Origin of the sequence: Psittacicella hinzii, assembly GCF_003585885.1 — a bacterium.
GTDB lineage: Bacteria > Pseudomonadota > Gammaproteobacteria > Enterobacterales > Psittacicellaceae > Psittacicella.
Map to the genome: position 1 here is coordinate 45,944 of NZ_NRHC01000016.1, position 23,708 is coordinate 69,651.

Annotated in this window: 21 protein-coding genes and 5 tRNA genes; 14 read left to right on the plus strand and 12 right to left on the minus strand. The window is 32.8% G+C overall.

Features of this window, described 5'->3' with window-relative positions; genetic code table 11:
* Positions 1-29: 29 nt before the first annotated feature.
* The 10 genes from mraY to CKF54_RS01485 all read right to left on the minus strand — a co-directional run bounded on the left by mraY (position 30) and on the right by CKF54_RS01485 (position 13,041).
* A complete protein-coding gene (gene mraY / locus CKF54_RS01440; protein ID WP_119524507.1) occupies positions 30-1,094 on the minus strand; it encodes a phospho-N-acetylmuramoyl-pentapeptide-transferase in 1,065 nt (354 codons plus the stop codon).
* A gap of 11 nt (positions 1,095-1,105) precedes the next feature.
* The gene (locus CKF54_RS01445; protein ID WP_119524508.1) at positions 1,106-3,157 is read right to left on the minus strand and encodes a Mur ligase family protein; all 2,052 of its coding nucleotides are present in this window, start codon (positions 3,155-3,157) and stop codon (positions 1,106-1,108) included.
* A 14-nt stretch (positions 3,158-3,171) separates the two neighbouring features.
* On the minus strand, positions 3,172-4,992 hold the full coding sequence (locus CKF54_RS01450; RefSeq protein ID WP_119524509.1) for a Mur ligase family protein: 1,821 nt from the start codon (positions 4,990-4,992) through the stop codon (positions 3,172-3,174).
* Positions 4,979-6,814, minus strand: coding sequence for a peptidoglycan D,D-transpeptidase FtsI family protein (locus tag CKF54_RS01455; RefSeq protein WP_119524510.1), 1,836 nt, complete (start codon positions 6,812-6,814; stop codon positions 4,979-4,981). Before CKF54_RS01455 ends, CKF54_RS01450 begins: the two co-directional genes overlap by 14 nt.
* Positions 6,815-6,817: 3 nt before the next feature.
* Positions 6,818-7,498, minus strand: coding sequence for a cell division protein FtsL (locus CKF54_RS01460; protein WP_147396801.1), 681 nt, complete (start codon positions 7,496-7,498; stop codon positions 6,818-6,820).
* Between the two features lie 15 nt (positions 7,499-7,513).
* Positions 7,514-8,479: a 16S rRNA (cytosine(1402)-N(4))-methyltransferase RsmH gene (gene rsmH, locus CKF54_RS01465; RefSeq protein WP_119524512.1), complete on the minus strand. Its 966-nt coding sequence runs from the start codon at positions 8,477-8,479 to the stop codon at positions 7,514-7,516.
* Between the two features lie 116 nt (positions 8,480-8,595).
* The gene (locus tag CKF54_RS01470) at positions 8,596-9,777 is read right to left on the minus strand and encodes a prephenate dehydratase domain-containing protein (protein ID WP_119524513.1); all 1,182 of its coding nucleotides are present in this window, start codon (positions 9,775-9,777) and stop codon (positions 8,596-8,598) included.
* 72 nt (positions 9,778-9,849) lie between these two features.
* Positions 9,850-10,524, minus strand: coding sequence for a thioredoxin domain-containing protein (locus CKF54_RS01475; protein ID WP_119524514.1), 675 nt, complete (start codon positions 10,522-10,524; stop codon positions 9,850-9,852).
* A 72-nt stretch (positions 10,525-10,596) separates the two neighbouring features.
* Entirely contained in the window at positions 10,597-11,676 is a 1,080-nt protein-coding gene (serC, locus tag CKF54_RS01480) for a 3-phosphoserine/phosphohydroxythreonine transaminase (protein ID WP_119524515.1), read from the minus strand.
* A gap of 81 nt (positions 11,677-11,757) precedes the next feature.
* Entirely contained in the window at positions 11,758-13,041 is a 1,284-nt protein-coding gene (locus CKF54_RS01485) for a transglycosylase SLT domain-containing protein (RefSeq protein WP_222987469.1), read from the minus strand.
* 226 nt (positions 13,042-13,267) lie between these two features.
* Between CKF54_RS01485 and CKF54_RS01490 the strand changes: the two genes are divergently transcribed.
* The 7 genes from CKF54_RS01490 to CKF54_RS01520 all read left to right on the plus strand — a co-directional run bounded on the left by CKF54_RS01490 (position 13,268) and on the right by CKF54_RS01520 (position 15,173).
* Complete coding sequence (locus CKF54_RS01490) at positions 13,268-13,534, plus strand: DUF493 family protein (protein WP_119524517.1); 267 nt, start codon at positions 13,268-13,270, stop codon at positions 13,532-13,534.
* Positions 13,535-14,091: 557 nt separating this feature from the next.
* Positions 14,092-14,167, plus strand: a tRNA-Phe gene (locus CKF54_RS01495).
* Between the two features lie 50 nt (positions 14,168-14,217).
* Positions 14,218-14,293: transfer RNA gene (locus CKF54_RS01500), tRNA-Asn, on the plus strand.
* Positions 14,294-14,338: 45 nt separating this feature from the next.
* Positions 14,339-14,414: transfer RNA gene (locus CKF54_RS01505), tRNA-Asn, on the plus strand.
* 6 nt (positions 14,415-14,420) lie between these two features.
* Positions 14,421-14,496 (plus strand) — tRNA-Phe (locus CKF54_RS01510).
* A gap of 30 nt (positions 14,497-14,526) precedes the next feature.
* Positions 14,527-14,602: transfer RNA gene (locus CKF54_RS01515), tRNA-Asn, on the plus strand.
* Positions 14,603-14,729: 127 nt separating this feature from the next.
* Positions 14,730-15,173 carry a ribonuclease E inhibitor RraB gene (locus CKF54_RS01520; protein WP_119524518.1) on the plus strand — a complete coding sequence of 148 codons (444 nt, stop codon included), beginning with the start codon at positions 14,730-14,732 and terminating at the stop codon, positions 15,171-15,173.
* A 97-nt stretch (positions 15,174-15,270) separates the two neighbouring features.
* Here the strand turns inward: CKF54_RS01520 and CKF54_RS01525 are convergent, their stop codons facing one another.
* Both CKF54_RS01525 and CKF54_RS01530 read right to left on the minus strand, forming a co-directional pair.
* On the minus strand, positions 15,271-15,948 hold the full coding sequence (locus CKF54_RS01525) for a uracil-DNA glycosylase (protein WP_119524519.1): 678 nt from the start codon (positions 15,946-15,948) through the stop codon (positions 15,271-15,273).
* A 7-nt stretch (positions 15,949-15,955) separates the two neighbouring features.
* Entirely contained in the window at positions 15,956-17,098 is a 1,143-nt protein-coding gene (locus tag CKF54_RS01530; protein WP_119524520.1) for a hypothetical protein, read from the minus strand.
* Positions 17,099-17,533: 435 nt separating this feature from the next.
* Between CKF54_RS01530 and rpsM the strand changes: the two genes are divergently transcribed.
* The 7 genes from rpsM (at position 17,534) to priA (ending at position 23,701) form a co-directional block, all read left to right on the plus strand.
* Positions 17,534-17,890: a 30S ribosomal protein S13 gene (gene rpsM / locus CKF54_RS01535; RefSeq protein WP_119524521.1), complete on the plus strand. Its 357-nt coding sequence runs from the start codon at positions 17,534-17,536 to the stop codon at positions 17,888-17,890.
* Positions 17,891-17,907: 17 nt separating this feature from the next.
* Entirely contained in the window at positions 17,908-18,300 is a 393-nt protein-coding gene (gene rpsK / locus CKF54_RS01540; protein ID WP_119524522.1) for a 30S ribosomal protein S11, read from the plus strand.
* Between the two features lie 40 nt (positions 18,301-18,340).
* Positions 18,341-18,976 carry a 30S ribosomal protein S4 gene (gene rpsD / locus CKF54_RS01545; protein WP_119524523.1) on the plus strand — a complete coding sequence of 212 codons (636 nt, stop codon included), beginning with the start codon at positions 18,341-18,343 and terminating at the stop codon, positions 18,974-18,976.
* 32 nt (positions 18,977-19,008) lie between these two features.
* Positions 19,009-20,016, plus strand: coding sequence for a DNA-directed RNA polymerase subunit alpha (locus CKF54_RS01550; protein WP_119524524.1), 1,008 nt, complete (start codon positions 19,009-19,011; stop codon positions 20,014-20,016).
* A gap of 28 nt (positions 20,017-20,044) precedes the next feature.
* Positions 20,045-20,413: a 50S ribosomal protein L17 gene (gene rplQ, locus CKF54_RS01555; RefSeq protein ID WP_119524525.1), complete on the plus strand. Its 369-nt coding sequence runs from the start codon at positions 20,045-20,047 to the stop codon at positions 20,411-20,413.
* A gap of 130 nt (positions 20,414-20,543) precedes the next feature.
* Positions 20,544-21,074: an inorganic diphosphatase gene (ppa, locus tag CKF54_RS01560; protein ID WP_119524526.1), complete on the plus strand. Its 531-nt coding sequence runs from the start codon at positions 20,544-20,546 to the stop codon at positions 21,072-21,074.
* Positions 21,075-21,136: 62 nt separating this feature from the next.
* Positions 21,137-23,701, plus strand: a complete 2,565-nt coding sequence (gene priA, locus CKF54_RS01565; protein WP_119524527.1) for a primosomal protein N' — start codon at positions 21,137-21,139, stop codon at positions 23,699-23,701.
* The last annotated feature ends 7 nt before the right edge of the window (positions 23,702-23,708 follow it).

A 23,708-nucleotide genomic window follows, 5' to 3' on the forward strand; every position in this document is an offset into this window, starting at 1 on the left:
TAGTCTTTTATATTATACGTCAAATTTAATTAAATGATCTTAAAACCAGAGAAGTAGATAACTAAACTAGTTAGCAGTAGTAAGAATGCGGCTACCCAGAAACGAGCAATTACTTTTGTTTCAGCATAACCTTTTTTCTCATAATGGTGGTGTAAAGGTGCCATTAAGAAGACACGTCTACCCTCGCCATATTTGCGTTTAGTATATTTAAACCATAGCATTTGAATTGCTGAAGATAAACATTCAACCACAAAAACTCCTCCCATAATTACGAGAAGAATCTCTTGGCGTACTAAAACTGCTAAGAAACCTAATAAGCCACCTAAAGCTAAAGAACCAACATCACCCATAAAAATTTGAGCTGGGTAACAGTTGAATACGAAAAAGCCTATACAAGCACCAGCAAGAGCTGAGCATAGAACAGTTAAGCTCAACGTATCAAAGCTTTCTTGTAGCATAAAAGAGTCGATAAGTCCTAGTTGTAAAGAGATTAGCCCAAAACCTACAGCACAAAATAGTGTAGGGATAATAGCTAGCCCATCTAAACCATCAGTTAAATTAACTGCGTTTGAAGCTCCTACTACAGTGAAGTAAGCTAGTGGAATAAATAAGAAGCCAATATACGGTTGCCAACTAAATAGTGGAATATTTAGAATGTAGTTTATTTCTCTATCGGTACCAAAGTACAGAATAAAAATAGGAATTAAGGATACTAAAGATAAGGCTAAGTATTTTTGTTTTGCACTAAGACCATCTGAGTTTTTACGTTTGATTTTTAAGTAATCATCAACAAAACCTACAGCTCCAAACCCAATAAACACAAATAGTGATAACCATAAATTTAGAGAGTTTAAAGGGGCAAAAAGTAGTACCGAAACAACTACCGCTAAGATGATCATAACTCCACCCATAGTTGGAGTTCCTTGTTTTTTCAAGTGAGTTTCAGGACCATCTAAACGAATACTTTGACCATATTTAAGCTTGTGTAAAGCTTTAATTAAATAAGGACCTGCAATTAAGCAGATTAGAAAAGAAACGATAAAAGCTCCAAGCATGCATAGGAGGAGCATATTAATCAAATTAATGTCAAACATAATTTTTTATATTACAGAGTTCTCTGGTAATTAGTTTTAACGTAAGTAATTAACTCTTGGTTAATGTATTGTTCATAGTTGCTAAAATTCTCTTTTATAAGCGAAAGAAGTTCTAGCATACACAAATTCATTTTTGAAGAGTTACTGCCTTTAAAGGTGATAGCAAAAGTTCTATTATTATGTTGCTGTAAGATTTCAAACACTTGGGTAGCAAGTTTGTAATAAGAAGAATCTTCTTTACTAGCAACTATATTAGGTCTTTCTAGCACATAGACAAATCTGTTTGATTTATTGAAAGGCAAGACGTATAGCTTTTCATCAGCTAAAGCTTTAGGTTTTTCTAAACTAAAAGTTAAATTAGATATTAAATAAAAGTTATTATTTTGCCCAAAAATATATTTGTCATATATTTCAGTAAAAAAGTCTACTTTAGTTTGATAATCTAATTCAGCTAGGTTTCCTAAAGCATAAATTTTGATATCAGCTTTTTCGTTAGTCAGATTTTCTAATGAAGCTAAAACTGATCCAGGATTAGCATTATAGCTATCGTCAATATAAGTAATTTTTTCGGTAACTATAGTTTTATCTCTGCGAGAAGGAATTGGTACATCTTTTAAAGCATAAAGAATGTGATCTAAAGGAATCCCCCCAGCTAGACATGTAATCAATGCAGCAGTTGCATTGTATACTCCAATAGTACCTTTTAAATTAGTGTGAATTTTAACTACTTGAGGATCAACAAAAATCTCTTTGGTTAAATAAGCATTTCCTTTAGGGAAATGTACTCTTTTACACTCAAAACCATTGATGTGTAAATCAAAAGAGGTTTGTCCTTCAAAAGCGCTTATTGATTTTTTATCAATATAAAAATCAGCTAGGTTATTTTCAGCACTAAAAGTTAGTAAAGTTTGTTCTTTATGGCGAGCAAAAAGTAAATCATTAGTATAAGAATCTAAGTTTATTACTTTTACTCCTTGAGAGTTTAGATTAGCAAAAACTTCTGCTTTAGCTAAAGAAACTCCCCTTAAGCCACCAAACCCCTCTGTATGGGCTGGTTGAATATTATTAATAACCGCTATATCTGGACGAGAAATTAGACTTGTATGGTAAATTTCTCCTAAGTGGTTAGCACCATGCTCAACTACAGCTACTTCAGGTGAAATAGCATACTTAACTTTGGCATTAGCTAAATCTAATAATGTAATAGGAACTCCTAATTCATTATTAAAATTTCCTGCTGTAGAAATAACACGGTTTTCATAGTATTTACTAAAGATATGAGCAATAGCTTCCTTTATTGAAGTTTTCCCAGATGATCCTGTGATAGCAACCGTAAGTGGGTTATGGTGTATGCGTAAATATCCTGCAACAAATTCTAAAGCTTGATAGATATCGGTTACTGGAATAACTCTACCTATAGATTGGTTAAAACAAAAATCAGCTAGCTCTGTAGTAAGGTTACCAATAAAAACTACACAATTTTTACGTTTTAATGCGATAGAAGCTAATTCTTCTTTAGTTAAACGTGTGCTATCAAGAACAAAGAAACCTGCAATTTGTTCAGTAGAAATTTCGCTTAATCTTCTTGTGTCTGTTGTCAAGAAAATATCTTGGGAAGCAAAAGGCAACCTAGCGTAGGCAAAAAGGTCACATAATACTTGTGGGGCAGGATGATATTGCTCATCACCAGCGTAATCTCCTGTTGCAAGATCAAGCGGGTTGGTTTTTGTCTCAAGTAAAGTTAGCCCTAATTTTTTAGGGCTAGCTTTTGCAACTTTAAGCTCCTTTTCTTTATCGCTATCTAAACCATCTATTTTAGGTTCTTTAATAACGATAAGATTAGCGATTTCTTGATTTAAAGCTAATTCATGAGATTGTTTTTGTTTGATACGTTCTTCTTCAAGAAGAAAATCTTTAAGATTAGCGTTAATCTTATCTTGGATATCTTTGATTGCTTTAAAGGTTCTTAAGCTAGTTTCTTGATAAGGGATGAAACGGTTATCTAATAGATCAGCACGTGCTAAACCTTCAACAATATCTTTCAAAGAAATAGCGTTAGGCATTGTAATCCTCTAAATTAGTTTTTAAAGTATTCATTTGCTACTTCTTGATCAGAGAAGTGTAACACTTGAGTACCAATAATCTTTTCAGTTTCATGACCTTTACCAGCAATTACTATACAATCACCTGGAGAAGCTTCTTGTATCGCGCTATAAATTGCCTGTTTGCGGTCAGCAATATACTTAACATTTTTGAAATTAGGGTTAACGCCTTCAAAAATTTGTTCCGCAATTTTACTAGCCTCTTCGCTTCTTGGATTATCATCTGTAATGATAACTTTATCAGCTAAAGTGCTGGCAATTTTCCCCATAATCGCGCGTTTACTAGTATCACGATCACCTCCACAGCCAAAAACAACGGTTAATTTGCTATTAGCTTGGTTTTTAAAGTGAACTTTTGTACTTTCTAAAGCTTTTGCTAATGAATCTGGAGTATGGGCAAAGTCAACGATTACTGTTTTATTCTCATTGTTTGGAATAATTTCCATTCTTCCTTTTACTGATTTAAAGTTAGCAGTAAAAGCAATAATTTGTTCAAAATCTAAACCGTATAGGTAAAGGGAAGTAATTGCAGTGAGAACATTATAAGCATTGAATAAACCTAATAAAGGTACATGAATTTCTTTTCTTGCTTTGAAATCAGTTGTTTTGTCTTCAAAACTAAAATCAATTACTAAACCATTAGTTTCTGACTTAATGTTAAGAAGATTTACGATAATATCAGCTTTAAAACTTGCAATTTCATTGATAGTTTCGCCAATATTAATAACAGCTAAGCGAGATTTATTCTGAATATTTAATACCTGGCTTACTAGGTCATAATCAGCTGGTTGTAGCTCTAGAAAATCATTTTCACCTAATGGATTAGGTAGAGTATTGCGTGCACCTGCAATATGCTCATCAGGAGGAATAGCTCCTAAAAATGATAAGCTTGCAGGAGTAGAAGCTGAAATACCACGTGAAGCTCCTTCATCTCTTTCTTGACTAAGCTTTAAAGAAATAAGTTTTACAAGTTTAGCGCCCCAATCATTTTCTTGATCAGTACAAGTAACAATGTAATCATTTACATTATGCTTAGTGAAAAAACGAGTTTTAGCTTGGAAGTAATTTTCAATAGTTTTATGGTAGTCTAAATGATCTTGAGTTAAATTGGTAAAAATAGCTTGTTTGAAACGAACATTTCTTACACGATTTAAATCTAAGCCATGTGATGACACTTCCATAACTAAAGCGCTAGCGTCTTGAAGGTCTGCTTGGAAAATTTTATCTAAAACCGTACAAGCATCTGGAGTGGTATTAATAGCTTTAGTTAAATGGTCATATGAACCTAAACCAATAGTTCCAATTAAATAAGGAGATGGTTTATTAACTAAAGCTTTTAATCCTTGGCAAATTAAATTTGTAGTTAAGGTTTTACCGTTAGTACCAGTAATACCTATAACTGGTATAGTTAAACCAAATTTATCTGGATTACACGCTGAAGCTAAGTAATCGTAGAATTTTAAAGTTAAGAAGCTTAAATATTTATTTAAATCATAAACTTCAAAGATCTCTACATTTTCTCCGTTAATAACATCTTGGCGGTAAAGATAATTATTTTCACCAATTAAATTTTCGTTTGAGGTAAAAATAACACGACAACCTTGGTTAACAACTTCAGGTATAAATTTACGTGCATCAACATTCAGCCCTTTAGTTGCTACAAAGATTGAATGTTGATCACATTTTTTGCTATGCGTGCTAATGTTAGTTAATTGATATTTAACAATCAGTGGTTTTAAAATCTCAATTAACTCTAATAGCTTTTTAATTTGTAAATTAGTATTAATTTGTACCATTTTTCTTATTATCTAGGACTATACGATTAGTTGTCATATTGTCTTCTGGGACATTGTAATATACTAAAGCACTTTCCATGATTTTACGCCAAACAGGAGCAGCTATAGCACCACCATAGTACTGTTTACCTTTTGGGTTGTCAATCACAATAATCAAAGCAAACTGTGGATTACTAGAGGGAGCTACCCCTGCAGTGTAGGCAATATACTTATCCACATAAGCGCCATTTTCTACTTTTTTAGCAGTACCTGTTTTTACCGATACCTTATAGTTAGGAACAGCGGCTCTAGTACCACCACCTCCCTGCTCTGCTACCCCAGTCATAAGTTCTACAACTGTTTTAGTTATCTTAGGATCTAGCTTTTGTTCTCCTTCAACCTTTTTGTTACTTTCGACAATAGATAAAGGTAACTCTAATCCCATATTTCCAAGAGTAGCGTAAACATGTGCTAACTGTAGTGGAGTTACTTGCTGCATATAACCATAAGAGAACACAGCTCTATCAAGTTCAGTTAATCTCTGGTTATATGGGAAATATCCCATAGTTTCTCCAGACAATCCTAATCCTGTTTTTTGACCAAAGCCAGCTGCTAAATAAGTTTGTCTAAGAGTATCTCCTGGTAATAAAAGAGAAATTTTAGAAACCCCTATATTTGAAGATCTCTGTAGAATTTCTCTAATTGACTGATGATCCCTTGGAGCAACGTCTTTAACCTGATGACGTCCTACCATTAAATATCTTGTGCTAATTACCGTAGTTGGAGTTATTACTCTATTTTTAAGTCCAGCATAAACGACAAATGGCTTTACAGTAGAACCCGGTTCAAATGCCGAAGTGATTGCATAGTTATTTAAATAACTAGGAGTAATCGTACGACGGTTATTTGGATTAAAAGAAGGCGCATTTGCCATTACTAAAATCTTACCAGTTTTTACTTCAACCAGAATTGCCGTAGCAGTGTCCGCTTTGTTATCAATAATGGCTTCATTTAAAGCTTGATAAGCTTTCTCTTGTAAGTCAATATTTATAGTCAGTTTTACATCTTCACCAGGGTGTGAGTTAACTGTACTCTTATAGTTAATAATGTTATGACTAAAATCTTTTTCGTAAGAGATAACTCCGTCAACTCCAGTTAGTTCAGTATTTTTTAATTTCTCAATACCAAACATTCCGTTCCCTTCCTTATCTAATAAACCAATCACCTGAGAGATAGAGTCTCCATATGGATAAAATCTACGGAAATCAGTGTATGAAGATAACCCTGGAATTTTTAGTTCTTTAATGTATTTGCTTAAAGTTGGAGAGACTTGGTTTTTTAATTTAAGGTATCTAGAGTTAGGCTTACTAGTAATCTCTTGATAAAGTTTTTGTGGATCTAGATCTAAAGCCTTAGCTAAAGCAATAAAAGTTGGACTATCAACTTGATTGACTGCTTTATATGCAGGATCAAGGAATACTTTTACATCTAGTCCAAAGGTTTGATAAGGAGTAGATATAGCTAAAATCTTGCCATTAGTATCTACAATTTTCCCGCGTGGAGCGTTTAATTTAACATTTCTTTGAATACGAGCATTAGTTTCTTTGACTAAATGCTGTTCATCACGCAATGGGATAACATTGGTAAAAAATTGAAGAAAATATAAAGTTAAGTACAGGAGAAAAACAATTAATAAACTAAAAGCAAAAAAGTATAGTCTACCGCTAGTAATTTTAATCCCAAATTTAAAGTCTTTTAAATTTTCTTCATCTCGCTTCTGTGAGCTAGTTTTAATAGGATCTAAATAGTTGTTATGGGTACCTAATTGCTTTTTCTTAGCCATTTTTTACTCGTTTGTCATAAGTAAAGGGATAGTTGTTGTAGGTATTACTTTATTTTGTGGTAAGTAAGGAATTACAACTATAACCTCAGCTTCAGTGGAAATTGGAACCAAGTAAATCTTGTTTTTAGTTATTCTAATAATGTTAGATTTGGAGGTTAAGGATAAAAATTCTAGATATAAATTATCATTTGACAAAGTAAGAGAATTCTTATCAGCAAGTAACTGAGAATACTTAACAGTATTATCAATCGATAGACGAGTAATATAAATTTTTGTAATAGCTAAAGCCAAAACAACTAAACAAAGAATAATGGTTAAGAAGAGTTTTGTGCTGAGATCTTTGTAAAGTATTTTTAGTGGAGTTAAGTTTGAATCCCAATTTAAATTGCCATAGATTTGTGCTATGTATTTATTGCGTCTTTCTTTAGTTTCTTCTTTGTAATCTTTACTTTGCGCTTTTTGCTGATCAAAGCGATTTTCACTTAAATTTTCAACTAAATCCGCAGTAGCTGTTCCATTGGCTTGAGAAGCATCATTAACTTCTTGGGTACTTAAAGGTGTTGTCTCTTTCTCTGATGTCTCCTCTGGCATATCTGTCGAGAAAATTCCAGAGGTTTTAGAAGTCTTCTTATTTTTACCTTTATTCTTCGCTTTCGAGTATTGAGGTGGTTTAAAGAAGTTCACGTTAGTCTATAAAAGTTATAAGCCATTGAAAGGTTTTGAAGATCTTGTTGCTCCACGCAGGATTGCTGAACGCGAGCGTGTGTTAACTGCAATTTCTTCTTCACTAGGTTTAATAGCTTTAGTAGTATGAGAAAAATAAGGTTCATTACCTTCTAAATCAGTATCAGCAATAGGCAAAAATTTAGGTAAGCTTTCACTAGTAGAGTATTGTTTGAAAAAGTGCTTAACAATACCATCTTCAAGAGAGTGGAAACTAATAATACTTAACTTTCCTTGTGGAGATAAAATTTTTAAAGAATCATTTAATGCAGTTTTTAATTCATCTAGCTCGTTATTTATTGCTATACGAATGGCTTGGAAGGTTCTTGTTGCAGGATTTTTATTTTTATCAACTTTTTTAGAAGCGCCTTTTACTAATTTAACTAAAGCATCTGTATCTGGTAAGAAATCAGAAAACTCTGTACTTTCTCTTAGCTGAACTATTGCTCTAGCAATTGAACGAGAGTTTTTCTCTTGTCCATAAAGAAATAAAGCATCTGCAATTTCTTTCTCACTTGTTTGATACAACCACTCTCTAGCACTTAAACCACTGCTTTGGTCCATACGCATGTCAAGTGGTCCATTGTGCATAAAGCTAAATCCTCTTTCTGCATTATCAATTTGTGGAGAACTAACACCTAGGTCGAGTAGTATTCCATCAATTTTTCCAAGGAGATTGTTTTGTGTAAAGTACTCTCCCATATTTGAGAAAGGTGAATGTACGATAACAATACGTGGGTCATTTAATGTTTGCGCGTGTTTAATGGCTTCAATATCTCTATCAAATACATAAAGACGTCCATTTTCTCCAAGGTGTTTTAAGATAAGAGAAGAGTGACCACCTCTTCCAAAAGTGCCATCCACATAGAAGCCGTCTTCTTTGATTTCTAATAAAGCAACAGCTTCATTAAGCATAACAGTAGTATGTTTAAATTCTTGCATGAGTAATAAGTTTTTTATCGATAAATTTGCCTTAATGCAACTTTATATTTTATCATTTATGAGGTGGCTTTGTTACAAAAAATCCCTTGAAAAGCGAAGTTTTCAAGGGAAAATTTTTATTTAAACAATTCTTCAACTGTAATAAAACTAGGGAAACTGCCTACTACTTTTAGACCACGACAGTGTTGCTCAAGTTCACTTAAAGCTTGTTGAACATGAATTTGTTCAATATGTCCTTCAAACTCTAAGAAGAACATTTCACGCCAAGGTGAACCTAAGATAGGGCGAGATTCTAGTTTAGTTAAGTTAATATTATATTTTTTGAAAGGCTCTAAAGAGTTTACTAAAGCACCTTCACTGTGATTTGTAATTAGCTGAAGCATAGTTTTATAAGAAACACTTTCAGCAAATTTAACTTCTTTTTTAGAAAGAATTACAAAACGAGTTTGGTTGTTTGAACTGTTTGCAATACTTTCACTAATTACTTGTAAACCATATAATGAAGCAGAGCTTGAATTACCAATAGCAACAGCACGCTTATTAGTTGAATTAGCTACAGCTAGCATTGCGTGCGTAGTAGTTGCTGTAAAGTTTACTTTAGCATTAGGTTGTAGTTCTTTAATATGGATAATTGATTGCTCATATGGTTGTACATGAGTATAGATTTCTTCAATCTCTTTTTCATCAAAGCTTTCTTTCGCTAAATAAACATGATTAATGTCTATAGCAATGTCAGCAACAATTTCTAGCGAAGCTTTAGCTAGTAAATCATATACTTCATTAATAGAACCAGAAGTTGTGTTCTCTAAAGGTAAAACCGCAAAGTCAGCATTACCAAAAGTAACTGCATTTAAAACATCATTAAAAGTTTCGTATCCAGTTGATTTAACTTCTTTGTTTAAATGCTTAGCAAATTTTTCACTTGCAACATAAGAGTAGCTACCTGGTAAGCCTAGGTATGAAATGCTAATTTCTTTTTTACTATTTAAATCAAAAAGATTTTTCTCTTGGATAATTATTTCTTGTTGATAGTTGCAACTATCATTAATAATGCTTTTATAAACTGAATTTAATAACTCAGAGTTTAAGTTCAGTTTAGCATTAGCAGCTTTATTAACTAAAGAAGTAATTAACTCATGTTCGCGTTTAAAATCTTTAATTGGTTTGCACTCTTTAATTTTATATTGTGCAACCTCTGCAGATAAATCTCGTCTTTTGCTTAGAAGATCTATTAATTGCTGATCAATATTATTAATATCTTCTCTAATTAGTTCTAGTTTTCTATTTGAATCTGACATATTTTTAAGGAAAATAAAAGCTTTGAGAAATTTTATAAAAAAGAAGGCAAGAGCCTTCTTTTTTATTGAAAATTATTTAGTTGTTTTTAAAAGAATTTCTTTAATTTGATTAACAACCGCGTCACCTATTTGGCTAGGAGTTGGGTTTTGATAAGGAATAGCAATACTACTTAAGTTTAACTCATATTTACCGTTAATGATAAAAGTTGGAGTTTGACGAATATCGTACTGTTTTGTTAATTCCTCTTGTTTATTATAGAAAGTATTAACAGCAGAGCTATTCCATAAAGCATCTGTATCTGCTTTATTTAGTTTCAAATTAGTAGAAACCCAATCTTTTAATACTTGATCGCTACCTTTATATTTGTAAGGTAGGTCAAATGCACTACTTAAAAGATCATCTCTTTTTGTAACATATAACACTGAACGTAAACGAGCAAAGTCATTATAAATTGGAGTGTTAGACATTACAATGTGGAATTCAAGAAACTCACCATTATCAGGATAAGTTTGTTTTAACATTTCTTTAATTTTTTCAGGTACTTCATACACTTTAGTGAAGTCAGCACAGTGAGTACAGCTTAAAGACATAGCCATATAAACTGTAGGATTAGGTGTCTGTGGTTGATTTAAAGCAGTGTAATCCTTACCTGCAACAACATTAGCAGAGCTTAGGTTAGAAAAAAATAAAGCTAAGCTAGCTGCGCTGAAAGTAAATAAGCTTTTTTTGATTAATTGTAAATTCATAGTTACTTCTTGGATAGGTTAATTAAAGATATCTATATAGTATAGTTTTATAGACAAAATTTAAAATTACAATTAACGATATTTAGTTGCAAATGATTTCATAAAGTCAATTAAAGCATCTACAGCTTCTTCAGGTAAAGCATTATAGGTAGAAGCTCTTAATCCACCAAAAACTTTATGACCTTTTAATCCAGATAGACCAGCTTCTTTAGCTTCTTGTACAAATTTAGCGTCAAGCTCTTCACTTGGAGTTGTAAAAGAAACATTCATGCGTGATCTAATGCTAGGATCAACTTTGTTTGTATAAAAGTCTTCTGAATCTATATAGTTGTATAACTTCTCAGCTTTACGAATATTTAGTTTTTCTAAGTTGCTTAGATTACCAAATTTTTCTTTAAGATGATTAAAAGTTAATCCACATGTATACCAGCTAAAAGTAGCAGGAGTGTTGAATAAAGAATCTGATTTATAGTAAACATCCCAATTTAAGATAGTTGGGCAGTAAGGAGCTGCATTACCCAGTAAAGATTTTTTTACTATATATATAGTTACCCCTGAGCAACCAATATTTTTTTGCGCACCAGCGTAGATAACATCATAGTCAGATACATTAATTGGGCGCGATAAGATATCAGAGCTCATGTCAGCTACGACCATAACGCCAGGAGAAACTTTTGGAGGTGTAAAGTTTTCAATCCCCTCAATAGTTTCGTTAGCGGTAAAGTGAACATAGTCACAGTCTTTTGTTTCTTCAGTCCAATCTAATTTTGTTGGTTTGAAGTTTTGGTCAACTAGTTCTGCAATTTTAACTTCAAGATATTTTTTTGCTTCAAGCGCAGGTTGGCGCGACCAATGTCCTGAAGTTAAGTAAAGTGCGCGTTTGTGTTTTAATGGCAAGTTTAAAGGAACAGCATCAAAAGCTCCACGACCACCACCTTGTAGGAATAAAACCGCGTAGTCTTCAGGAATACCTAATAACTCTCTAAAGGTTTTTTCCATGTTTTGAGCAAATGCCATAAACTCAGCACCGCGGTGACTAACTTCGAACACCGAAGAGTGAGTGTTTTGCCAATTACATAACTCTTGTTTAATTTGATCTACTACTTCTGGAAATAAAGCAGAAGGACCTGCTGCGTAATTAAAATATTTCATTGCAAAATCCTGATTTGACACGTTGATAGTCTAATGATAGTTATCATAGCATAAAATAATTTTTTAGCTATAGCTTCAGAGTTAAAACCTATAAAAATGAGTATAGTTAATAATCATATAGTGCCATTTGCGTACATTAATAATATACTCAGAAGCTAACTTACCATTGATCTTGCCATATTTATGCTTTTCATTACTCATGTCTGGATAGTGCTTTGCTAAGTCAACCCAAGAGTTTGGATCAAAGCCGTGTTTTCTCAACCAAGTTCGAGCATCGATAATTTTAGCAATTCCTTGGTTGTAATTGGAAATAGCAAACATGTCTCGATCATAACCTTTAATTTCTTTAGTTAGGTTATTGCGAAATTTCATTAATAATTTCGTACCTTCAGTAATTGACTGTTTGGCATCAAGTTTATTAGTAACCCCAAGAGCTTTGGCTGAAGCATTAGTTAGCATCATTAAACCACTAGGTCCCCAAGGACTTACGGCGTCAGGTGTCCAACGAGACTCTTGATAACCTACAGCCATAACCAAACGCCAATCCATTTCAGTTGCGTTTTTGCGGAAGAGGGGGCTATATTGAAGAAATTTAGTTTGCATGTTACTAACAAAACTTCTATTCTCTTCACGATTAAAGAACTTTAATGAATTTAAGTTGTTGTATTTAATATCTGTAAACGTTTTAGTATTGATGAAGTTATCTAGGAAATTGTTGAAATCATTTCGTAGTTCATCATTTTTGATAAAGAACACGTCATTGATTGTAACATCTTTCCCATTCTTATCTTTTGCGTTAAAAAGCTTGGTTGTAGGGTAAATTTGCTGTAGTGCTCTAGCTTTATTTTCAGAAGTAACAATGTAGCGCACATTTAAAGTTTGATACTTATTTAAGTTAGCAACTTTTTTAAATAAGCCAAAAATATTTAAATCAGTCTCGTGGATTTTCAAGGGTAAAACCTTACTATAATCCGCTCCCGCTGCTTGAAAGATATTGTTACTATGAGTTGGGTATCTTACAGTACTGCTTGAATGTTGTTCATAAGCAATAATAGTCAGTTTTTCTACTAGGTAGGGTGTTGTTTGATAGTGCTTTTTTAGAAATCTAAAGTGATTGGTTAGATTTCCACCAATAATAGCAACCTCGTTTTGTTCGAGCCCTTTAGCTAAACTTGATAATGAGGGGTAAACTTTTATATCTAATACCAGATTTCTTTGCTTGGCAAAATTCTCTAGAATTTCATAATCAAGACCAAGAGTAGTCTCCCCATCTTTAATGAAGTAATTAGGTGTTAAAACCATACCTACTTTTAAGGTTTGGTTATTAGAAGCAAATGCTTGAACGCTAAATACTAAACTAGTCAAAAATATAAGTAGGTACTTTAAATAATTGATCATATTATTAAAAAGATAATTCCTTAAGTTATAAAGATGTGAAGATATTTTAGCATATAGAGATTTAATAATAAGGAAAAGCGTAACAGAGAAAATCAATTACTATCTATCTATTAGAGAATAAACTCTATAGTCAAACGCTAAAATCAGGTTATAATAGAGCAGAAAAAGAATATACAAAAATTTAGAGGTATATATGTTAGGAACTAAAATTCCAGAATTAATGGACTTTCCATCTGAAGTTAGTTTTAAAGTTGTCGGTGATAAAGAGGAAATTATCTTAGCCGGTATTAATAAGTTGATGCAAGAGCATAACATTAAAGATTTTAATGTAACGACAAGAAAAAGTAGCAAAGGTAATTATGTTTCTTGCTCTGTAACTTTAAATGTAGAAAGTCCTGCTCAAATGGAACTTTTATACACAGAGTTTTCTAAGATAGAAACTGTTAGAGTTGTTATCTAACAAATATTAGCTTTAATTGAGGGGAGAGATCTTTATATATGAGGTTTCTCCTCTCTTTAACTATATAAAGAAGATTGTAAAGTCTATATCCCATAGTGTAAGTACAGCAAGCATTTAAGAGAAGACTAGGTGGTCATATATTAGATTATATTGTTATTAAGTCTATTATTAAGAGGAGAGTAATAGTAGAGGCTTGTGTTTCAATATATTCAAACCCCATTTAACTTTAATCAAATTGAGTTGGTTTAATTTTAGTGGAAGGAATGTCTTTTTCTTGTGAATATTTTGCTTTAATAAAAAAATGTTAAATAAAAAGGTTAATTTATTTGGTTTATTGCTAATTTTTTCTTATATTAACCTGCAAAAAGTAACTTTTTAGCTAAAATAAGTAATTATTTAGATAAAACTAGCGATTTTTTGGTTAGTAAAAAACAACAGATTAAAGACTTTTTTAAATTTTGTTGTTGACATTAAACTTTAATTATTGCATAATATACCCGTTAGCCAAGGGAAGCAAAGAAAAAAAGCTTAGATATTTGGTTAATAATACAGTATTCGCCTCGATAGCTCAGTCGGTAGAGCAAGGGATTGAAAATCCCTGTGTCGCTGGTTCGATTCCGGCTCGAGGCACCATTTTATAAAAATTTCTTTTTAGTTAAAGAGATTTATTAAATAGTTGCGATTCCTCCTTAGTTCAGTCGGTAGAACGGCGGACTGTTAATCCGTATGTCGCTGGTTCAAGTCCAGCAGGAGGAGCCACTTTTTTATTGTTATCTTTTTATAGATTAAGAAGATATTTACAATTCCTCCTTAGTTCAGTCGGTAGAACGGCGGACTGTTAATCCGTATGTCGCTGGTTCAAGTCCAGCAGGAGGAGCCATTTTTTGCCTCGATAGCTCAGTCGGTAGAGCAAGGGATTGAAAATCCCTGTGTCGCTGGTTCGATTCCGGCTCGAGGCACCATTATTTCAAATAAAAATTCCAATTTTTTATTCCTCCTTAGTTCAGTCGGTAGAACGGCGGACTGTTAATCCGTATGTCGCTGGTTCAAGTCCAGCAGGAGGAGCCACTATTCTTTAATAAGATCTATTTAGAAAGGGAAGGTTTATATCTTCCCTTTTTTTTATTTAATTTTAACTAAGCTGTTGTATAATAATCTGCAAGGTTTTCTTTTTAATTTACATTTTTAATTTTTTATGCAAAGTAACCATTCTTACAGCAAAAAGGAACTAGAAAAAGTAGTAAATGCTACTTTTGCGGATCTAGAAGCAAATGGATCTTTAAAACATTTAGACCATATCTTCCTTCACCACATTTTATTTAGAAGTGAAGATTGTATCGAAGAATTTATCAGCAAAGCTAATAAGTTAAATTTTGAGTTTGATGATCCTGAATTTTTTGATAGAGAAATGCTTGAAGATGAAGATCTAGAGAAATATCCAGAGGGATTTTGGAATTTAGATCTGATTACAGAAAGTACTTTAGAGGAACCAGACGTTCTTTTGGCAGATATAGAAGAAATTCTTAGCTTAATTGAACAATTTCCAAGCTCAGAAGTTTCATATGGTTTATTTGGTACCTTTGTTGAAGATGGTGAAGATGAAGAAGACTCTGATATAGAGTGGGCTTCGCAGGATTAAAGTTCAAAACAATTACGCTTACAATATTCGTTTTACATATTAAATAACTAAAAACTCCCTCATGCTTATTCTAGCTGAGGGAGTTTTTAGTTAAGTATTACCATTTTATAGGTGATTTATCTACACTCTCAAGATATTGGTTAGTTTTTAAAAAACAGTTAGCAGTAAAGAAACCGCGATAAGCACTAAGCGGAGAAGGATGAACAGTCTCAATAACAAAATTTTTGTCTTTGTTTATGTATTTTAAATACTTCTGTGCATGTTTACCCCAAAGTAAGTAAACTAAGTTTTCTTCTCTTGCTAAGTGTTTAAAAACCTCAACGATAAAGTCTTCCCATATATCATGTTCAGGTGCTAAAGGTTCTTTCATGTTTACAGTTAATCTGGTGTTAAGAAGAAATACTCCTTCATTGAGCCAAGGAGTTAAATTTGCTACCCCTTGTATATTAGGTAAATACTCTTCACCAAAATCATACTGTAAAGCTTTAAAAATATTAGCTAAACTTTTAGGAACCTGATCCGGTAGTTGTGAGCTAAAAGCAAGCCCATGTGCATGATCTGAAGGGTAAGGATCTTGTCCCAAGATAACAACTTTTACTTTGTTAAGAGGAAGCTTAAAAGCATTAAATAGTTCATGCTTTTGTGGGCGTATCTTCTCGTTATCACTTGCATATAGTTGTTCTATCTTGTTTTTCAAATCTGAGTTTGCGATAAACTTTCCAAGATCATTCCAATTACTATTGAGCAATGTTATTTCTTTATCTAACCAATTCATAAAAGTCCTAAAGTCCTTTACCTTTTAAATAAAGGTATAAGTTTTTAAAGTCAACATTGCTGTCACATAAATAACTTAATCTATCTAAAATTAGAATATCCTTTTCATGTAAGAATATCTTGTCTTGTTTAGATTTTCTTCTTGCTAATATTAAATATGCAAATAAGTAGATTGGTTGCATTTTAATTCTATTCAAGAAGCTTTCTAGGTTAGTTTTATCAATAAAATAAGATTGATTAATTAAATCATACTCATATGCTTTTATTGTTAAATACTGTGTAATTAGAAGCTCTACTAAAGGTAGGTCATAAGTGATTACACTTCTACGCATTTCTAAAAAGTGCAACTGATCTTTTGGATTTTCAATCCTATCAGAGAAAAAGTTTAAAATAATTTCGTGATAGCTTAAAGGTAAAAATGTACCCTTACGAACGGTAGGGATCAGTAATAGTAGTGGAAGACGGCAATCAAAGAAATCATTGTCTTTTCCTATCGCCATTTCAATATCCTGATCCAACTTTTGTAAGAGATGTTGTGGGTACAAATCTTTAACATAGGTTTGATAGAACTTTGAAGGTGCCATTCCAGAGAAATGCGACTCTAGGATGTCATATAAATCCTGTGACTGTAAGCTGTGCTTATCTTGAATTAAAGAATCCTTATTTTTATAAAAAATATCATTCAAGAAAAAGTTAATTAGTGCTAGGCTATCTAAGTCAATGTTTCCTTGCTTATCAAATAATTTTTTATTAAATACGTCCTCAATAGAAGCCATTAAAGAAAGAAAACGAGAGTCTAGTTTATCCACTTCTGTCTTTTGCTTTAAGATGTGGCTGGTAAAAGTTTGATATTCCTTGCTATAAGAGACGATTAGGTCAAATAAATTCTTTTGAGTTAATTTTTGAGCATCAGATAAAAGAGCCTGGGAGATATTTAGTTTAAATTCTTTTTGCTCTTCAAGAAATTTAGTGAAGATATTAAATTCAGCTTCAAGCTGCGGGGTAATAGTGTTTAGCTCATCTATTTCAATTGTTGATTCAAGATGCTTGAACTCATTTAAAGAAATATTATTTGCTTGAGACTTGTGCTTTTGTTTAGTCTCTTCTTTATCTTTTGCTTTATTAAATAAATTAAAAAATTTTTTGAACATAAATAATTTAGTTTCTTAGCTTTTTAGCTAAATTATAGCATTAATTTATACCATTACATTAAAGTAAGCTCAACAATACGTAGTAAAGTAAAAAATATTGAAAAAAGAATAGAAAAGATTTTTTTATTATGCTATAATACAAGCCGTTGGTTTATTCTGTGTAAACAATATTACCCGTTAAAATAAATAAGAAAATTAATTTTTTCAAGATAATAAGGGAAATTAAAAAAGTTTATGCAAGTTCTAGATTCTGGTTCTTAGGTTTTAAAGTAGATATTCTCACCTTAACCGTTTTTAGTTAAACCAACTTAAAAATCTTAGGCAGCATTATTAATAATAATGCTATTTTTATTTTTTGTTATTAAGACTATGTTTTGAGTATCCTGAAACGGGCTTTTCAAGATACATAGTTTTTTTATTACTCTAGGAGTGCAAATGGCCCGTATTGCAGGCGTTAACATTCCTGATCAAAAACATGCTGTAATTGCTCTAACTGCAATCTATGGTATTGGTGCAACACGTGCTAAACACATCTGTGAAGCTACTGGTATTGCTCCAAGTACAAAGATCAAGGAATTATCAGAAGAACAAATCGAACAGTTACGTGCTGAAGTTGCTAAATTCACTGTAGAAGGTGACTTACGTCGTGAAGTTAACATGAGCATCAAACGTCTAACAGACTTAGGTTGCTACCGTGGCTTACGTCACCGTCGTGGTTTACCAGTGCGTGGTCAACGTACTAAGACTAATGCGAGAACTCGTAAAGGTCCTGCTAAACCAATTAAGAAATAATCGGAGAATAAAGTAACATGGCTAATCCTGCTCGTAACACACGTGCAAAACGTGTTAAAAAGAACGTAGTTGATGGTGTTGCACATATCCACGCTTCTTTCAATAATACAATCGTTACTATTACAGATCGTCAAGGTAATGCGTTAGCATGGGCTACAGCTGGTGGTTCTGGTTTCCGTGGTTCACGTAAATCTACTCCATTCGCTGGTCAAGTAGCTGCTGAACGTGTAGCTGAAAAATGTAAAGAATTCGGCTTAAAAAATCTTGATGTTCGCGTAAAAGGTCCTGGTCCAGGTCGTGAATCAACAATTCGTGCATTAAATGCAGCTGGTTACAAAATCACTAGCATTATTGATGTAACACCTATCCCTCACAACGGTTGTCGTCCTCCGAAAAAACGTCGTGTTTAATTAACAACGTTATCGGTAGAAATATTGGAGAAAGCATAAAATGGCAAGATATTTAGGACCTAAAGTAAAACTAAGCCGTCGTGAAGGAACAGATTTATTCTTAAAATCATCTTTACGTGGTTTAGAAAATAAATTAAAGAAAGGTCGTTTAGAAACTGCACCTGGTCAACACGGTGCTCGTAGAGCTCGTTTATCTGACTACGGTAATCAATTACGTGAAAAACAAAAAGTTCGTCGTTTATACGGTATTTTAGAGCGTCAGTTCCGCAACTATTACTTTGAAGCGAACCGCTTAAAAGGTAATACAGGTGAGAACTTATTACAATTATTAGAAAGCCGTTTAGACAATACAGTTTACAGAATGGGGTTCGCAGCAACTCGTGCTGAAGCTCGTCAACTAGTAAGTCACAAAAGCGTTTTAGTTAACGGTAAAGTGGTAAACATTCCTTCTTACCAATTAAAAGCAAGCGATGTTGTATCAATCCGTGAAAAAGCTAAGAAACAAGTTCGTATTAAATCAGCTCTTGAATTAGCTAAAAACCGTTTAAGCGCTACATGGTTAGACGTTGATGCTGATAAAATGGAAGGTGTTTTCAAAGCTGTTCCAGAACGCTCAGAAATCCCAGCTGATATCATTATCAATGAACAGTTAATTATCGAGTTATACTCAAAATAATTAGTCTGAAATAATATCAAGTAGAGGATTTTATGGAATCAAAAAGTACTAAACTTCTTACTCCATCCACGATTGACATTGAAGAGTATGCAGAACCATATTTTTCGAAAGTTTCATTACAACCTTTAGAACGTGGTTTTGGACATACTTTAGGAAACAGTTTACGTCGTATCCTCTTATCTGTTATGCCTGGTGCAGCTGTTACCGAAGTTTGTATTGAAGGTATACAGCAAGAATACGATACAATTAAAGGTGTTCAAGAAGATGTATTAAACATTCTTCTGAATTTCCAAGAGTTAGCTGTAAAACTAGCTGACGACATGGATGAGGTTATCGTTCAGTTTGAGAAAAAAGGCGTTGGTCCTTTAAAAGCTGGCGATGTAATCTTACAACCTGGCGTAGAAGTAATTAATAAAGATTTAGTTCTTTGTAACTTAACTTCACCTAAAGCTGAAATTCGTATTTATGCACGCATTCAGACTGGTACTGGTTATTCTCCAGCTAGAGATCGTCGCGAAAAAGGTGTAGAACCAAAAATTAGCATCCTTGGCTCAAAAACTGTGTTATTAGACGCTAAATTTGCTCCAGTAAAAGTAGTGAATTATGAAGTAGCTAATGCTCGTCACGGTCAATCAAACGACTATGACAAGTTAACCATTACTTTACAAACAAATGGAACTATTGATCCAGAAGATGCTATTCGTCATGCTGCTTCAATTTTACATCAACAACTACTTCCTTTTGTAGATCTTCAAGCTATTGAGCAACAAGCAGAACCAACTGTTAAAAAACCTGAATTTGAACCGATCTTATTAGAATCTGTTGATGCATTAGAGTTAACTGTTCGTTCAGCTAACTGCTTAAAAGCAGAGAACATTCGCTACATTGGTGACTTAGTTCAGAAAAGCGAAGTTGACTTACTTAAAGCACCTAACTTAGGTCGTAAGTCACTAAATGAGATCAAGGATATTCTTAAAAATCATGGTCTTCAATTAGGTACACGCCTAATGAATTGGCCACCAGCAGAACTTAAATATTAAAAGTTCAGCTTACTAGGAGTTTTAATAGATGCGCCATCTAAAAACTGGTCGTAAACTAAACCGCAATAGTGCACATCGTAAAGCGTTGTTCCGTAACTTATCTATTGCTTTAGTTGAACACGAAGTTATCAAGACAACTTTACCTAAAGCTAAAGAATTACGTTCTTACATTGAACCATTAATCACTTTAGCTAAAGAAGACACAACTGCTAACCGTCGTTTAGCGTTTGCTCGTTTAGGTAATAACAAAGAAGCTGTTAAAAAATTATTCGACGTATTAGGTCCATTATTTAAAGATCGTAAAGGTGGTTACACTCGTATCCTTAAATACGGTTACCGTGCAGGTGACGCAGCACCTATGGCGATTATCGAATTAGTTGAAAAATCAGCTAAATAATTGTTTATAAAGAGGAATCCTTAATAAGGGTTCCTCTTTTGCATATGTAAGATTTTTATTCAGTTTTTTGGTAAAATTGATATAATATATATGCTTATCTTCGGATATTTTTAAATAATTAAGGATTTTTATGTTATTAGAAAAAGTTCCTGCGGGTAAAGATTTACCACATGATTTCAATGTTGTAATTGAAATTCCAGCATATACTAATCCAGTTAAATATGAAGTGGATAAAGAGTCTGGTGCTCTTTACTGTGATCGTTTTATCGGTACAGCAATGGTTTATCCTCTAAACTATGGTTTTATTAATCAAACTTTATCATTAGATGGTGATCCAGTTGACGTATTAGTATTAACACCTTTCCCATTAGTACACGGTGCTGTAATTCGTTGTCGTGCTGTAGGTGTATTAAAAATGACTGACGAGTCAGGTGTTGATGCTAAAGTATTAGCTGTTCCACACGATAAAATTGCCCCTATGTACAAAGATATTCAAGATATCAATGATTTCCCTGAATATCTAAAAGAACAAACTAAACACTTTTTCGAACACTATAAAGACTTAGAAAAAGGTAAATGGGTTAAAGTTGAAGCTTGGGAAGACAAAGCGTCTGCTGAAAAAGAAATCCTAGATAGCTACAATCGTTACCACAACAAATAATTAAGAATAAAAGCGAGAAGTGTTTCTCGCTTTTACTTTTATAATTTAATGGATTATTTTGGATGTATATTGAAGTAGTAGTACCTGTAAATTTAAATCAGACTTTCTTTTATAAGCTTGATCCCTCTCTTGGTGAAGTAAGAGTAGGTGGGATAGTCTATGTAAATTTTAATGGTAGAGATATACATGCGGTTGTAATTAATCTTTTAGCACAAGTAGACCCTAAGATTAAGAGAGTCAAACCTGTACTAAAAGTAGTAAATCCCCAGTACTTTGGTGCTGAACTTTTAAAAAGTTTGAAGTTTGCAAGTAATTATTATATTGCAAGTTTAGGTAATACTTTATTTGCAGCTTTACCACCACTTTATCGTACAAGCCTACCAAAGGTTAGTAGTTTTTACTTAGTTAAATATGAATTTTCGCCCTCAATTTTTAATTTAATAAGTATTTATTTCGCTACAAAAATTACGAGTTTGCTAGAATTAAATCTATTCATAGAGAATAGTCTACTAGGGAAAGAAAGCTCTGATGATTTTGCTAACTTAGCAATGTTATTGAGTGCTCCTTTAAGTGCAAATGAAAGAACCTTAGAGTTCAAAACCTATTTAAAAGATTCAGAAATCAATTTAACAATATTTAAATTGATTCTTAATTTAGTTCAAAGTAACTATTTTCTTTATAGACTTAAGACTAAATATCCATACTTAACCAGTAATGAAGAGTTAAGTTTGGATTCTTTAACTTATCATGAGATTTTACAGTTAAGTAAACAAACTCCTAAGGTCAATCAAAATAGTAAATCTTTTGAGTTTTTAGTTTCACAACAGCTTATAAACTTAGAAAGTACAATAGTTACTTGTCAAAGTGCATCTATACCAGAATTCAAACAACGTGCAAGTAAATGGTTTGCACCTTATCAAAACTCTCCAATAGAAGATATTCATGGGGAGTTAATTAACCAAGGTAATAAACTCCAATTAAATGCGCAACAGCAACAGGTTTATCAAGAAGTAACTAGAGCAACCGGTTATAATGCCTATCTACTAGATGGTGTAACAGGTTCTGGTAAAACTGAGGTATATTTACAGATAATTGAGTACTACCTCTTACAAGGTAAAAGTTGCTTAGTTTTAGTGCCTGAAATAGGTTTAACACCACAGACAGTTAGTCGCTTCAAAAATCGTTTTAATGTTAAGATAGGAATAATCCATTCTAATATTGATGATGAAAGTAAAAATCAGTTAGTAAAAGAATGTCTTAATGGTGAAATAAGTATTTTAATTGGTACGAGATCAGCGGTTTTTATGCAAATGCAGAACCTTGGTTGCATTATTTTAGATGAAGAGCATGATTCTTCATATAAACAACAAAATGACTTTCGTTACAATGCAAGAGATTTAGCCGCTGTGCGTGCAAACAACTTACAAGTACCAATTGTTATGGGGTCTGCAACTCCTAGTTTTACTAGTTTGTATAATGTTGCTATAAACAAGTATAAACATCTAATTTTATCTCGTCGTGCAGCAACAACTAATGAAAATAAGACTATTATTTTAGATATACGTAAGCAAGATTTTGTTGGGATTGAAGATAAACGTGTTTTGTTAAATAAGGCTGGTATAACTGTAGATCTATGGAATTTAATGCAGGAAGAGCTAGGAAAGAATAATCAAGTATTACTTTTTCTTAATCGACGTGGTTATGCTCCTCAATTAGTGTGCCATGATTGTGGCTATATTTTTCTTTGCCCAGATTGTGATCGTCCCCTAACTTATCATAGACGTAAACATGAATTACATTGTCACAATTGTGGGATTAGATTTAGTCATATTCCAGACCATTGTCCGAGTTGTAATTCTACTTTTCTGGAGCCTTTAGGTGCAGGTACTGAACAGATTGAAAAATTGTGTGCAAATCTTTACGCTAGTGATAAAATAATTAGAATTGATAGAGATACCGCAAAGAACTCTGGAGAATTAGAGTATAATTTGAATAGAGCTCATAACACTGCGGGAGCTATTCTAATTGGCACCCAGATGCTAGCTAAAGGACACCATTTTGCAGATGTAACCTTAGTAGCTTTATTAAATATAGATGGCTTAATGTTAAGTGAGGATTATCGCTCTAGTGAGAGATTAGCACAGTTATATGTTCAAGTAGCTGGTCGAGCTGGAAGAGAGAGTAAGCCAGGTATGGTGGTTTTGCAAACTGCAATGCCTCACGAGAAGATCTATCACGACCTTTTAACTTTGAGCTACTTCAATTTTGCAAATCTATATTTACAAATAAGAAGGGATTTAAATTACCCACCATTTACTCATCAAGCTTATTTAGCTCTAAGACATCAGAACCAAGAAATAGTAGTTCTTTTAGCACAAGAGTTAATGAAACTTTTAACGCAAACCATAAATGAGTATGGTGATGGAAAATTGGCTAATTCTGTAAATTTATATGATGTAGGAAAACAAAATAAACTACATAAGTTTGTCATAGATTTCATTGTTGCCGATAGAAAGGCTAGAAATGAGATTCTCCAGAAAGTGAATAGAGAATTCTATGAAAGTGAACTATACAAAAGACATAGACCTATTTTCTATATAGATGTTGATCCTTATGACCTAAACTAGCTTTTGA